The sequence below is a fragment of the Arthrobacter sp. 05N428_2 genome (assembly GCF_056397065.1).
Window position 1 is genome coordinate 1 of record NZ_JBFTMR010000019.1, and the last position, 13323, is coordinate 13323.

The 13323-nt window shown below is 66.2% G+C and carries 8 protein-coding genes, 1 tRNA gene and 1 pseudogene; 2 read left to right on the plus strand and 8 right to left on the minus strand.

Annotated features, from left to right (window positions below; all coding sequences use genetic code 11):
- Together AC1DGI_RS16125 and AC1DGI_RS16130 are read right to left on the minus strand one after the other, a co-directional pair.
- Nucleotides 1–158: pseudogene (locus tag AC1DGI_RS16125) on the minus strand (creatininase); the annotation flags it as partial.
- A gap of 55 nt (nt 159–213) precedes the next feature.
- Nucleotides 214–1572 (minus strand): MFS transporter, encoded by a 1359-nt coding sequence (locus AC1DGI_RS16130; protein ID WP_476899553.1) that lies wholly within the window; start codon nt 1570–1572, stop codon nt 214–216.
- A 1226-nt stretch (nt 1573–2798) separates the two neighbouring features.
- On the opposite strand from AC1DGI_RS16130, the gene AC1DGI_RS16135 reads away from it, so the two are divergent.
- Nucleotides 2799–3257: an NAD(P)-binding domain-containing protein gene (locus tag AC1DGI_RS16135; protein WP_476899580.1), complete on the plus strand. Its 459-nt coding sequence runs from the start codon at nt 2799–2801 to the stop codon at nt 3255–3257.
- A gap of 8 nt (nt 3258–3265) precedes the next feature.
- Here AC1DGI_RS16135 and selB read toward each other — a convergent pair whose 3' ends face one another.
- The 3 genes from selB to AC1DGI_RS16150 all read right to left on the minus strand — a co-directional run bounded on the left by selB (nt 3266) and on the right by AC1DGI_RS16150 (nt 6532).
- Nucleotides 3266–5065 carry a selenocysteine-specific translation elongation factor gene (selB, locus tag AC1DGI_RS16140; protein ID WP_476899554.1) on the minus strand — a complete coding sequence of 600 codons (1800 nt, stop codon included), beginning with the start codon at nt 5063–5065 and terminating at the stop codon, nt 3266–3268.
- Nucleotides 5066–5068: 3 nt separating this feature from the next.
- Complete coding sequence (gene selA, locus AC1DGI_RS16145) at nt 5069–6400, minus strand: L-seryl-tRNA(Sec) selenium transferase (RefSeq protein WP_476899555.1); 1332 nt, start codon at nt 6398–6400, stop codon at nt 5069–5071.
- A gap of 37 nt (nt 6401–6437) precedes the next feature.
- Nucleotides 6438–6532, minus strand: a tRNA-Sec gene (locus tag AC1DGI_RS16150).
- A gap of 42 nt (nt 6533–6574) precedes the next feature.
- Here AC1DGI_RS16150 and selD point away from each other — a divergent pair.
- Nucleotides 6575–7600 (plus strand): selenide, water dikinase SelD, encoded by a 1026-nt coding sequence (gene selD, locus AC1DGI_RS16155; RefSeq protein ID WP_476899556.1) that lies wholly within the window; start codon nt 6575–6577, stop codon nt 7598–7600.
- 29 nt (nt 7601–7629) lie between these two features.
- Here selD and nrfD read toward each other — a convergent pair whose 3' ends face one another.
- The 3 genes from nrfD to fdh form a co-directional block, all read right to left on the minus strand.
- On the minus strand, nt 7630–8718 hold the full coding sequence (gene nrfD / locus AC1DGI_RS16160; protein ID WP_476899557.1) for an NrfD/PsrC family molybdoenzyme membrane anchor subunit: 1089 nt from the start codon (nt 8716–8718) through the stop codon (nt 7630–7632).
- On the minus strand, nt 8715–9725 hold the full coding sequence (locus AC1DGI_RS16165; RefSeq protein ID WP_476899558.1) for a 4Fe-4S dicluster domain-containing protein: 1011 nt from the start codon (nt 9723–9725) through the stop codon (nt 8715–8717). Before AC1DGI_RS16165 ends, nrfD begins: the two co-directional genes overlap by 4 nt.
- Nucleotides 9726–9838: 113 nt before the next feature.
- The gene (gene fdh / locus AC1DGI_RS16170; RefSeq protein WP_476899559.1) at nt 9839–13174 is read right to left on the minus strand and encodes a formate dehydrogenase; all 3336 of its coding nucleotides are present in this window, start codon (nt 13172–13174) and stop codon (nt 9839–9841) included.
- Nucleotides 13175–13323 lie beyond the last annotated feature (149 nt).

A 13323-nucleotide genomic window follows, 5' to 3' on the forward strand; every position in this document is an offset into this window, starting at 1 on the left:
TCCAGGTTCTTCGCTGCCATGATCGAACGGAGACCGGCAATGCGGCGTTCGAGCTCGGCGTCGGAGAACGTCAGCTGAACCTTCTGGCCGTTGTGGAGAACCTTCAGGCGTTCCAACTCGGAGACGTTTGAGGCAAGGGCGGTGGTGGAAATGGTCACGGTAGTGATGCCTTTCTGTCGTGCTTTCTAAAGGTGAAGAGGCTAGGGCGGCGGGCTATTCGTGGCGCAGTGGTTCCTTGCACGTTTCCCGGGAGAGCGCGACGGCGATCAGCGAGACGAAAGCCGCGGCAACGAGATACCAGGCCGGAGCCAGCTCATTTTTCGTGGCAGCGATCAGGAGCGTTGCCATAAAGGGGGCGGTGCCGCCGAAGAGGGCGTTGGAGAGGTTGAAGCTGACGGCGAACCCGCTGTAGCGGACCCGGGTGGGGAACATTTCCGCCAGGAAACTCGGCAGCGTGCCGTCATTGAGGGTGAGCATGGCACCGAGYAGGACCTGAATAAGGACGATCACCAGAAAGTTTCCCGTCCCTAGCAGGGCAAAGGCCGGAACTGTCAGCACAATGAAGCTCAGAGATGCGGCGATGAGCACCTTCTTGCGGCCGTAGCGGTCCGAGAGCATGCCTGTCAGGAAGATGAACCCGATGTAAGTCACCAGCGCGATGGTGGTGGCTAGGAACGATTCTGTTTTGCCGAGGCCAAGTTCTGAGGATAGGTACGTGGGCATATAGCTGAGAATCACGTAGAAGCCAACGGCATTGAGCAACACGGCTCCCACAGCCCTCAGCAGCAGCCGCCAGTGGTTGCGGAAGAGACCAAAGACGGGCGCCTTGATGGTCTCGTCCTCTGCAGCGAGTTCGCGGAACACCGGGGTGTCTTCCAACTTGGTGCGGATATAGCGTCCGATCAGACCCATGGGAGCCGCGAGCAGGAACGGCAGGCGCCACCCCCAGCCCTGCATGGCGTCGGCGCTGAGAAGAGTGGTTAGCAGTCCCGCGAGGAGTGAACCCAGCAGCAGACCCGCAGCCGTACTTGCCGGCACTACCGCGGCATAGAGACCACGCTTGTTGGCCGGGGCGTACTCCACCAGGAACGCGGAGGCGCCGGCGTACTCGCCGGAGGCGGAGAATCCCTGGGCAACGCGGATGATCAGCAGCAGGATGGGGGCCCAAATGCCGATCGTGTCGTAGCCCGGTATCAGCGCGATGCAGAACGTCGCTCCGGACATGATAAGGATGGAGAGGGACAGTGCCGTCCGGCGGCCAACCCGGTCGCCGATGTGTCCCCAAACAAAGCCGCCCAGGGGCCGCACCAGGAACGAGATGGCAAACAGGGCGAAGGTCAGCAGGAGCCCTGTTTGGGGATTCGATTCCGGGAAAAAGACCGCGGCGATAGTCACTGCCAGGTAGCCGTAGACGGCGTAGTCAAACCACTCGACGAAGTTGCCGATGAAACTCGCGGCGATCACCCGGCGCCTGGTCTCCTTGCTGACTGTGTGCCCGGGCCCGCCGGCGGGCCCCGGAGCCTGCTGCGAGGGGCCCGGCATGGTCGCCGCTTGATTTGGTTCGTTACTCATATGTCCACCAATGAAAATTTGGAGTTGCATCGAACGCAACGCTGTTGCACCAGAATACGAGTGAGCCAGACCACAGTCAATCAATTTTCACCTGTAGGAAGAAGTCTGTTTACATCTCTATCTGGATTAAGATCCATCTCCGCAACAGTCGCAGTCATCCAAACGTGTGCATCCGACGCAACGCAGTTGCATCAAGCAGTACTTTTCGGTGAATGTAAACAGATCGGCATGATGGGCGTTCTGAATAAGTCTCTGGGAGGCGTCGACGCTAACATGCACCTTCGGTCCAAGGGCGGTTCACCTCGTGGGGCGCAAGGCCTTCGACCCAGTGTCTAAGTACCTCGTCCTGAAAGTGTGGCGCTGGCCCTTTCACCGCAGGCCGATGGGCGCGTCCTGGTCATGCACCTTTTTGCTCCTTCGACGATGAGATGTCTGAAGAGAGGTGCCGCGTCATGATTCCTGTTGATCCCGGGCCTGAGCCGTGCGCCGGACTCCGGCGCTCCGTGCACGCCTTGCGCCGGTGCCCGGCCAGGACACGTGCAGATCGGCACCCGTTGAGGAATGCAGGTGCGCAACAGGCAGGAGGACTTCCCGCATCCGACGGGCTGCGGCACTTCTCTGGACGGTACATCAAGCCGCCAAAAAAGGACGGTGTGCACAATGTGCACACCCTGGGCTTCGGATCGGATCGTACTGGTGCCGGACTGGGCCGGATTGCGGAGCTTTTCGGGGGAATGGCGGATTTCCGGGGGCTGGAACCCGGTTCGAGTCCCACCTCGGGCACAAGTTCCCTGTTCAGGGGTTTTTTGGTGTTTCTTCGCGTGGACGGTGTCCACGCCCTTGCCTCTGATCTGATATTCCGAGTGTGTCGGGGTCCCGGAAGCGGTCTATTCGGTTGGCTGGGGGAGCGGCTGACTACGGTGGTAGCGCCCCGTGGTGTCGTTGCTGGGTATTCATCCTCGTTCGTCCTTTCGTGGAGTTTTCTCGTTCACTACTTCATGGTGGCTAGGGTCGCTGACAACGTGACTCCTTGGTTATTGTTTAGATTGATCTTGGGTTGCGGCTTGCAGGTCCTGGAGGGCGAGGCGCAGCGCCAGCTCGGCCTCGAGGTCGTTGCCGAGGGGAGCCGAACTCGAAGGTCGGGTTCCGGCATTGGGTCGTAGGCTCGGTGAAGGAACACGAAGCGCAACGTAGCAGTGCTGGAAGCCGGCATTGTGGGGGCCGCGATGGCCCGCAACCTTCTGCGGGCCGGACACGAGGTCCACGTGTGGAACCGGGACCAGGCCAAGACCGGCCCACTGGCCGACGCCGGAGCGCAGGTGGCCTTGTCCCCGGCCGAAGCCGTCGCTGGCGCCGACGTGATACTGACGATGCTCTACGATGCCGCCGCCGTGACCGAAGTAATCCGGCAAGCCGCCCCGGGAACCCGGCAGGGCGCAGCTTGGGTGCAGTCCACGACTGTCGGCGTGAACGATGTCGCGGCCCTGTGCAGGCGTTTCGGCGCACCGTTGGAGACTTCGAGAGGACGGGCGCTGAGCTGCTCGAACTGTTGGTGCAGTGCCATATCGACCCCTGAGGCCCGAACGTTGTTGACCAATGAGCTTATGCATTTTGCCCTTCAGGGACTTGGGGATGACCGCCCTCCAAGTCCCTTAGCGGATTGGGTGGTTCACCTGTCACGGTGATCTACCGTTCAGACGGGTCGACGCACTACCGTGCGGTGACCGGCATCCAGTCGCCGGGTCCAGCCGCGTGAGTCCAGATATTCCAGTAACGGAACCGCGACCCTTCGTGTTGTCCCGAGGGCCTGGCGTGCCTGGCTAGTGGTGAAGGGCTGCTCAAGGCGGGCCAGCTCGCGCATCGCAAAGGCCGGTGCCGTGGGCAGGAGTACCACTCCGTCGCGCAAGCGCAGCAGCCGCCCGGTGCGTTCGGCGGCAGCGAGCTCCCGGGCGCCCAGGCCCAGCGCGGCCAGCTCTTCGGCTTCTGGGGCTTGGAATGCGCGGGCGATCAGCCTGCGCTCCAGTTCATCCAACGCCGGCCCGACGGCGCCAAGGTCGCGTTGGATGCCTGGGAGCCGGACGTGGCCGCTCTCCTGCTCCAGACCTGCTTCGCGAACGACCGGGTCAAGAAGCCGCTCATCGGGCAGGTTCAGCAGATCCCGGGCCGCGCCCCGGGAAAGGCCCGGGGCGAGGGGATCGCGCTCATGCAGTGTCTGGAGGGCCGTGAGCAGCCGATGCTGCCATGCTTCGAAGGCGGGAGCGTGCACCCACCAGTCGCCGAGAACCCGGACGCCGGCGGGCGCCGCGTCGTGGGCAGACAGCAACCCGAGCCGGCGCAGGTATTCTTCCTGCACGGCCCCGCGGGCCGCAACTTCCGCCAGCACGTCTCCGGCGGCGTCCATGCCAGCGAGCCGCTCAGCCCAGTGGATGCCGTCACCGCGCCGCCGCAAGGCCGGCGGATCGGCGTCGAGCACTTGTGCGCCTCCCAGCACCGAGCGGGTCCCGGGGTCCCGCAGCACCAGACGGTCCCCGAGAACCAGCGGCAGGCGCCGGTCCAGGACAAGCCGGGCGTGGTCGGCACCGAAAGGACGCAGCCGGGCCGGCACGGCGGCAGTGCCGGCATGCACCATGAGCTGCTCCGGGACGTCCGTATAGGCTACGCCGGTAGTACGGTGGATGCCCAGGACGCCCGTGACGGGCCACGCGTCGGGGGTCAGCAGAGCGTCTCCGCGGCGGACGTCGGCGGCGGAAACATCGCGCAGGTTCAGTGCCACCCGGTTGACCGGCCCCAACGAGGAATACGACGTGTCGCGGCTTTGCAGTCCGCGGACCACCACTGACCGCGAACCATCGTGGCCGAGCAACTGCAGACGGTCCCCTTGGACGAGCGTTCCCGCTGCCAACGTTCCGGTCACCACGGTTCCGGCGCCCTTGATAGTAAACGAGCGGTCCACCCACAGGCGGACCCGGCCCGTGGTGGCGGGGTCGGGCACCCCGGCCAGAACGCCGTCGAGTGTGGCACGCAGTTCGGCCAGGCCGGTGCCCTCGACGGCAGACACAGCCACTGCGGGCGCATCCGCCAGGCCAGTCCCGGCCAGCTCCCTGCGGGTCCGGGCGAGGACTTCACCAATCTGCCCGGGCGCGCGATCGGTCCGGCTGATGACCACGACGCCGTACTCAATGCCCAGCGCAGCGACGGCGTCCCGGTGGTCGCTTGACTGCGCCTGCCAGCCTTCATCGGCAGCGACGACGAAGCAGACGACGGGAGCCGGTCCGATTCCGGCCAGCATGTTGCCGAGGAATCGTTCGTGGCCCGGTACGTCCACGAAGGCAACATCCCGCCCGGAAGGCAGCGTGGTCCAGGCATAGCCTAGGTCTATGGTCAGCCCGCGGCGCCGCTCTTCCTCCCAGCGGTCCGGCTCCATGCCGGTCAGCGCGCGCACCAGCGTGCTTTTGCCGCAATCGACGTGTCCGGCGGTGGCAACGACATGCACGGTTCAGCCCGCCCCGCCTGCATCCGACCCCGTGAACGTTGCCAGCGCCTGGCGCACCGCGTCGAGTATCCGGTCATCGTCCTCTTCGGGTACGCAGCGCAGATCGAGCAGGCAGGAACCGTCGTGGACGCGGGGGAGCACGGCCGGGTCGCCGGCACGCAAGAGCCCGGCAAGCGTTTCGGGGAGCCGGAGGGCCCACCCCTGCAGGGCGACGCCGGGTGCTCCGCCGCCGCCGACCCGGCCCTCGTGCGCGACGACCGGTACCCCGAGGGCCGCGGCGAGCCGGTCGGTTCGGTTCCGCAACCAGTCCGGGTCCGCGTGCAGGGCCCGGACGACCGGCGGTGCTTCGCCCGCGACCGTAGCTTCCAGCGCCGCGAGGGCAAGTTTGTCGGCCCGCACCGCTCGGGCAAGCGGGTGGCGTGCCAGCCGGGAGATGATCTCCGTCCGGCCGAGCAGTAAACCGGCCTGGGGTCCGCCCAGCAGTTTGTCGCCGCTGGCAATGACGACGTCGGCCCCGCTGGCCAGCGCGGTGGCTGCGTCCGGTTCTTCGGGAAGGTGCGGATCGGGCGCCAGCAGTCCGCTGCCGAGATCGGCCACGAGGGCAACTCCGTGCGCCGCGGCCAGCGGGCTTAGTTCGTCTAGTGGAACAGCGGAGGTGAATCCGTCCACCCGGAAGTTGCTCGGGTGGACCTTAAGTACGCAGCCGGTGGCCGGTCCGAGGGCGTCGGCGTAGTCCCGCAGGTGCGTCCGGTTGGTCGTGCCCACCTCGCGCAGCGTCGCACCCGTTGATTCGATCAGGTCCGGTAACCGGAAGCCGGCACCGATCTCAACCAGTTCGCCGCGGCTCACCACCACCTCCCGGCCGGCGGCGAGGGCCGTGGTGGCCAGCACTAGCGCCGCAGCCCCGTTGTTGACCACCAGCGCGTCCTCGGCAGCGGGACAGGCGGCGAGCAATGCAGCCCGGGCACCGGCGCCGCGGCGGGCGCGGCTGCCGGTTACCAGATCGAGCTCCACGTCGACGTAGCCGCTGGCTGCGACAAGTGCTTCAACCGCGGCCGCAGACAGCGGGGCGCGGCCGAGATTGGTGTGGACGACCACGCCGGTTGCGTTGAGCACCGGGCGCAGGGTGGTCGCCGTGCGTGCAGCGACGGCGGCCAGCAGGGCCGATTCCACCTGGCCGGGATCGAGGTCGCCGCGCCGCGCCTGCTCCTGGGTTTGCCGGACGAGTTCGCGGATGAGCCGTGCACTCAGGCGATTCCGGGCCGCGCGGACGGCCGGCAGCGCCAGCAGATCGTCGGTGCGCGGAATTAGCCGGCGGGGATCGACCTGGTCCACAGTCCCTCTTCCTTCCGCGGCAGTGCATGCCGGTGGTTGGCGGAGGCGGACGGGAATCGAACCCGCCAGGCCGAGATACTCAGCCTCACCGGTTTTGAAGACCGGGGGGCCCACCAGGACCCGGACGCCACCGGGATCAATGTAGCAGATCGCACACGGGGGTAACCTAGGGGAGTGAACGAGACCGAGACGTCTATTCCGCCACTTAACAACGACGGCGTCGGCCCAGTCCGGCTCACCGCCTATGCCCACGGTGGTGGCTGCGCCTGCAAGATTCCGCCCGGCGAGCTCGAAGAAGCGGTGCGCGGCCTCACCGGCCAGCCGGGCGCGGACGTGCTGGTTGGTCTTGACAGCGGCGACGACGCAGCAGCCGTCTTGGTGCGCGGCGATCTGGCGGTGCTGTCCACGGCCGACTTCTTCACTCCCGTGGTTGACGATGCCTTTGCCTGGGGCCGGATCGCTGCCGCGAATGCGCTTTCGGACATTTACGCGATGGGCGGCCGCCCGATCATGGCGATCAACCTCGTCGGCTGGCCCCGCGGCGTGCTGCCACTGGAGTTGATGACTGAAGTCCTACGCGGCGGCCTGAGCGTCGCCGCGGAGGCGGCGTGCCCGGTGATCGGCGGCCATTCGATTGACGATCCGGAGCCGAAGTATGGCATGGCGGTTACCGGCGTCGCCCATCCCGACCGGTTGCTGCGCAACGATGCCGCCCAGTCCGGGCTGCCGCTCACGCTCACCAAGCCGATCGGCGTCGGGCTGCTCAATAACCGGCACAAGCAGACCGGTGAAGTGTTCGCGGAAGCGGTAGCGACGATGACGCGCCTGAACCGCGACGCCGCCGAGTCAGCGGTGGCGGCCGGCGTGCGTGCGGCCACGGACGTGACGGGCTTCGGCCTGCTGGGGCACCTCTACAAAATGTGCCGCGCCTCCGGGGTGGGGGCAGTAATCGACCGGGAAGCGGTGCCAGTCGTCGACGGCGCCCTGGAGGCGCTGCGGGATGGCTTTGTCTCCGGCGGGACGCGTCGGAACCTCGATTGGGTGCGGCCGCACCTACGGGCCGCCGCCGGCGTCACCGAAGACGATTTGCTCCTGCTGGCCGATGCACAGACCTCCGGCGGCCTGCTCGTCGTCGGTGAGGTGCCCGGCTATCCGGTAATCGGACACACCGTCGTCGGCCAAGGCACCGAGATCCGCTGAACCCGATCCACTAAGCCACGGCAGAGCCGTCAGCCGGCAGTAGTGATCGAATCGCTGGTGATGCCGGCAGCGCGGCGGGCGGCGAGACGGTTCTTCTGCGGTTCGATCGTGTACCGCGGGTCCCGAGCCGAGGAAAGGCCGGCCTCGAACACGCCGAACCGGGTCAACGCCGAGGCGGCCAGCAGCGCCAGCCCCGAAGCCACGGCCACCGCCCGGTGGCGTCCGCCCAGCAGCGTCCCCAAACCACCGGCGGCCGCCAGCCGCTCGCTCCATTTCAGCATGACACCTGCCTTGCCCTGGTGCAGGGGCTCGGCCACCACCGGGTCCATCCGGTGCTCCATTACCCGCATGGCAACCACGTCACCCATCACGCCCAGCACAGCAAGTTTTCGGGCCGGACCCGCCTCCTGTACCGGAGTGGTGATCATCGCGAGCCCGGCAGAAGCGAGCGCCGCCGAACTCACGAAAACGAATGGCAATTCCTCGTGCGCGGCGTTCCAGGTGGGTGTGGCCGTGTCACCGAGCAGGACCGCCGTGTACGCGGCCAGCGGTCCGGCGAAAAGTGCTGCCTCGCAGCCCGCCGGTCCCTCGACCGCTTGCAGCACGTTCCGCAACGGACCCAGCGGCAACCGCGTCCCGGTGAGCCGATCGATTTCCGCTGCCGCCGAGACGGCCGTGCCGACGCTGAACGCGCTCAGAATCCACGAGCCCACACTCATCGGCGAGGTCAGCTTGATGGTCCGCAGCATGTTCAGGAAGCGCTCGGGCCTGCCGAGATCCTTCACCAGGGCAACAGCACCCAAGCTCACCGCCGTCAAGGCGCTCAGCCGCGCATTCCGGCGCAGCGTCGGTCGCCCCGTCAGCTGCCCGCCGAGACCCAGCAGCGCGGAACCGGCTGCGACACCGCCTAGAAACAGGTAGGCGGCCACATCTTCGGTCCAGGGTGCCGGCTTGACGACCGGACGGCCGTAGTACGAGGTGAATTCCGGCTCCGGAACCATAGGCATTTCGCGGGAACCGTCACCGCTGTCGCGGCGGCCGGTACCGCGCTTGCCGCCGGATCGACGACGGCGGGCAGGCTCCGGCGGCCGAAAGCTGTCGAACTCAGAGTGGGTCACGCGCGCCCTCCCAGGAAAGCCAGCGCCGCGGCGCCAACCATGCCGGCGACGGCCATACCGGCCCGCCGGTACATTTGCGGCAGATCGGCTGTGGGCACTCTCGGATCCGGAGGAAGTCCGTACACTTCCGGTTCGTCGAGCAGGAGGAAGACCGCTCCGGTTCCGCCGACGCCGTCGAGTTCGTTGGCACCATAGAGCCTGGCTTCCGTGAGTCCCTGCTGGTGCAGGGAGACCACCCGTTCCCGGGCCGTCTCCACCATGTCGTCGTGGTTGCCGAATTTGATCGATGTCGTCGGACAAGCTTTAGCGCAAGCGGGCGTCTCATCGTTGACCAGGCGGTCGTAGCACAGCGTGCACTTCTGGGCGACGCCGACATTGGGGACGGCCGGATCCTTGGCGTGCTGCTCCTCCCGCTGGGCGGCCACCGCCACCATGCCGTCGCTGCGGCGCTCGATCACGCCGAACGGACACCCTGCAACGCAGGTTCCGCAGCCGTTGCACACGTCTTCCTGGACCACCACAGTGCCGAACTCCGTGCGGAAAAGCGCTCCGGTCGGGCAGACATCCAGGCACCCGGCGTGCGTGCAGTGCTTGCAGACATCGGAGGACATCAACCAGCGGAAGTCTGCCGTGTCCGGCGGCGTCGTATCCACGCTCGCCAGGTCCGGCCCGGCGGACGCAGCCGTCGGCGGAGGGCCGATGCGGGGCATGCCGAGGTTGACCAGCGCGCGCCCGGACTCCCGCGCCTCGGTAATACGTTCCTGGCCCTGTTCAACGAAGGCGACATGCCGCCAGGTGCTGGCACCGAGCCCTCCGGTGTTGTCATAGGAGGATTCCAGCAGCTCCAGGTTCCCGTCCTGGGGGTTGTGGTTCCATTCCTTGCAGGCCACTTCGCACGCCTTACAGCCGATGCAGATGGAGGTGTCTGTGAAAAACCCCTTGCGCGGCTGCTGATTATCCCACCGGGCATCGGCGGCGGGGTCGGTCGGTCCGGATAGCTGGCCCATCTAATCCTCCAACGTCGAGTCGGTATCCGGAACGCTACCAGAGCGGACCGGTTGTGCAGGCGGAGCAGGCGGCGCATGGAGTGGCCCCGCCGGACCGGCAGTGAAGATGCCCATCATCCTGGACGGCCCTCGGTGCGGCCGTCCTTTCGGCGGCCCGTGTCATTGCTTTCCGCGCCCGGATCGGTAACGAGCCGGTTCCCGGTTTCGGTCGTCGCTCCGGCCCGGGCCTGGTACTCGGCAACCAGGGCAAGCAGCTCCGCCCCGCGCGGCCGGCGGCCCGGGCGGATGTCACAGGAAGCGGCCTTAGATTCCTGGATCTGGACGTTGGGGTCCAGCGTCACGCCCAACAGGTCGTTGGCCGCGTCACCGCTGACGACAGCATCCGTTCCGACGCCCCAATGGTAGGGCAACCCGATCTGATGGACGGTGTGGCCGCCAACGGCCAAGGGTTTCATCCGCTGGGTGACGAGCACCTTCGCCTCGATGGCGGAGCGGGCCGAAATGATCGTGGCCCACCCGTAGGGCTCGAGTCCGCGCTCAGCGGCCAGCTCGGGAGAGACCTCGCAGAACATTTCCGGTTGCAGCTCCGAGAGGTACGGCAACCAGCGGCTCATTCCGCCGGCAGTGTGGTGTTCGGTGAGCCGGTACGTGGTGAAGACGTAGGGGTAGACGTCCGCGCCACTGGTCCCCGCGCTTGGTGCGCTGAGGTTGTCCGCGCGGGGATACACCAGCCGGGCCGGATTTTGCTGCTGCGGATAAAGGCCATTGGCCACCGGCGATTCCTGCGGTTCGTAGTGGGTGGGAAGAGGACCGTCAACGACGCCCGACGGTGCGAACAACCAGCCCTTGCCGTCTGACTGCATGATAAAGGGGTCATCTCCGCTCAAGGCGGCCGGACCTCCGAGATCGGGGTCAGGTTGGCTGCCCGGAGCACGGTCAACCGGGAAGTCGGGCACGTCGTCTCCTACCCACCGTCCCTGTTCCTGGTCCCACCAGATGTATTTCTTCCGCTCGCTCCACGGTTTACCGGCAGGGTCTGCCGACGCCCGGTTGTAGAGAATCCGGCGGTTGGCCGGCCACGCCCAGCCCCATTCAGAGGCGGCAGGTCCTTGCTCCTGGCCCGGCTTCCGGTTGGCGGCATGGTTGATGCCGTCGGCGTAGACGCCGGTGTAGATCCAGCAGCCCGCGGACGTGGAACCGTCGGGGCGCAGCTCCGTATACGCGGAGAGCGGTTTGCCCGCGTCCGGGCCACTGAGGTGGCGGCCGTTAATCTCGGCCAGCACCGCCTCGCCGTCGGGCTCGCCGTGCTCGTCGGTGGGGTAATCCCAGGTGAGGTCGAGCAGCGGACGGTCGCGCTCGTCCTCCGACCCCGCCAGTTTCTCGCGGATCCGCTGGCCCAGCTCGAAGAAGAACTGCAATTCACTTTGGCACTCTCCCGGCGGTGCCACCGCCTGGTGCCGCCACTGCAGCAGCCGTTGGGTCTGCGTGAACGAGCCGGCCTTCTCCACGTGGGTTGCTGCAGGCAGAAAGAACACTTCGGTCTCGATGTCTTCGGTGCGCAGTTCCCCGGTTTCGATCTCCGGGCCGTCCTTCCACCAGGTCGCCGACTCGATGAGATTCAAGTCGCGCACCACCAGCCACTTCAAGTGCGACATGCCAAGGCGTTGCATGCGGCCGTTGGACGAGCCCACCGCGGGATTCTGTCCGAGCAGGAAGTAACCCTCCACCTTGTCCTCGAGCATGTCCATCACCGTCTGGTACGTGCCGTGCGCTCCGGTCAGCCTGGGAAGGTAATCGTAGGCCCAGTCGTTCTCCGCGGTCGCGGCCTCGCCCCACCAGGCCTTCAGCAGGCTAATGGTGTAGGAGTCGGCGTCCGCCCAGAAGCCCTTCTGCTTCTTCGACGCGACCGCATCCAGGTATTCACTGAAGGTGTCATGGCGCCCGGCGCTGGGCATTGGCAGGTACCCGGGCAGCAGGTTGAACAAGGTCGGAATATCCGTGGAACCTTGGATGCTTGCATGGCCGCGCAGGGCCATGATTCCGCTGCCCGGGCGGCCCACATTGCCGAGCAGAAGTTGCAGGATGGCGGCGGCCCGGATGAACTGCGCTCCGAGCGAGTGCTGGGTCCAGCCGACAGCGTAGGCAAAGCACGTTGTCCGTTCGCGCCCCGAGTTTTCCGTGATGGCGCGGGCCAGGTACTCAAAGTCCGCGACGTCGATGCCACACATGTCCTGGACCATCTCCGGGGTGTAACGGGCGTAGTGCCGCTTCAAGATCTGGAAAACGGTCCGGGGGTCCTGCAGGGTCTCGTCACGCTGCACTTGGGCGTGTTCCAGGGAGGGACCGCCGCTGCCGAACTGGTCTCCCGCGGCGCGAGCCGACGCGTGGGCGCCGTGTTCGGGGCCAGCACCAGCATCGTCAATGGTGCCTCCACCCTGTTCCGCGTAAGACCAGGACGCCGTGTCGTAGGCTCCCGTCTCCGGATCGTAGCCGGAGAACAATCCGCCCAGATCCTCGGCGTCGCGGAAGTCGGCATGAACCAGCGTGGCCGCGTTGGTGTACGCGCCCACATACTCCTTGAACCACAGGTCGTGGGTGATGACGTAGTTAATCAACGCGCCCAAGAGGACGACGTCAGAGCCGGCCCGGATGGAAATGTGCTTGTCCGCGACGGCCGAGGTGCGCGTGAATCTGGGGTCGATGTGGATGACCTTTGCTCCGCGGGCCTTGGCCTCTGCAACCCACTGATATCCCACAGGGTGGCACTCGGCCATATTGGAACCCTGAATGATGATGCAGTCGGCGTTGGCCATGTCCTGCAGTGATTGCGTTGCGCCACCGCGTCCAAACGAGGCTCCCAAACTGGGAACCGTGGAAGAGTGTCAAATACGTGCTTGGTTCTCGATCTGCACTGCTCCGGCAGCCGTGAAGAGTTTCTTGATCAGGTAGTTCTCTTCGTTGTCCAGGGTTGCCCCGCCTAGTGAGGCTATGCCCATCGTGCGGCGAAGCAGCCGGCCCTCTTCGTCTTCCTGCTGCCACGTCCTGCGGCGGCTTTCGATGAAGCGTTCCGCCACCATGTCGATGGCAGTTTCGAGATCCAGATGCTGCCACTGGGTGGAGCGTGGCGCACGGTAGAGCACTTCGGTCTGCCGGCCCGGCGAGTTGACCAGCTGCTCGCTGGCAGAGCCCTTGGGGCACAACCGGCCGCGGGAAATAGGCGAATCGGGATCGCCTTCGATCTGAACGACCTTTTCGTCCTTGACGTAGACCCGCTGTCCGCAGCCCACCGCACAATACGGGCACACGCTCTGTACGACGCGGTCCGCGGTGGCCGTCCGGGGGCTTATTGCCCTCGTCTGCGGGGATGTCACCGCCGGGCCGCGGCCCAGCAGGTCGCCCGTACTGAACTGCCGGACGACCGGCCACTGAAGAAAACTACGCCGTGCCATGGCAGGAGCCTACCCAATCCACGGCGCCAACGACAGAGGAGCGTGATATCTACCGCGCGGACAACAACGGCGAGCCTTGGCCAACGTACGCCCGAAGATTTTGCGGGCCTTTGTAAAACGTTTACCGGCTTCGTCTGGAAGCCGCGCCC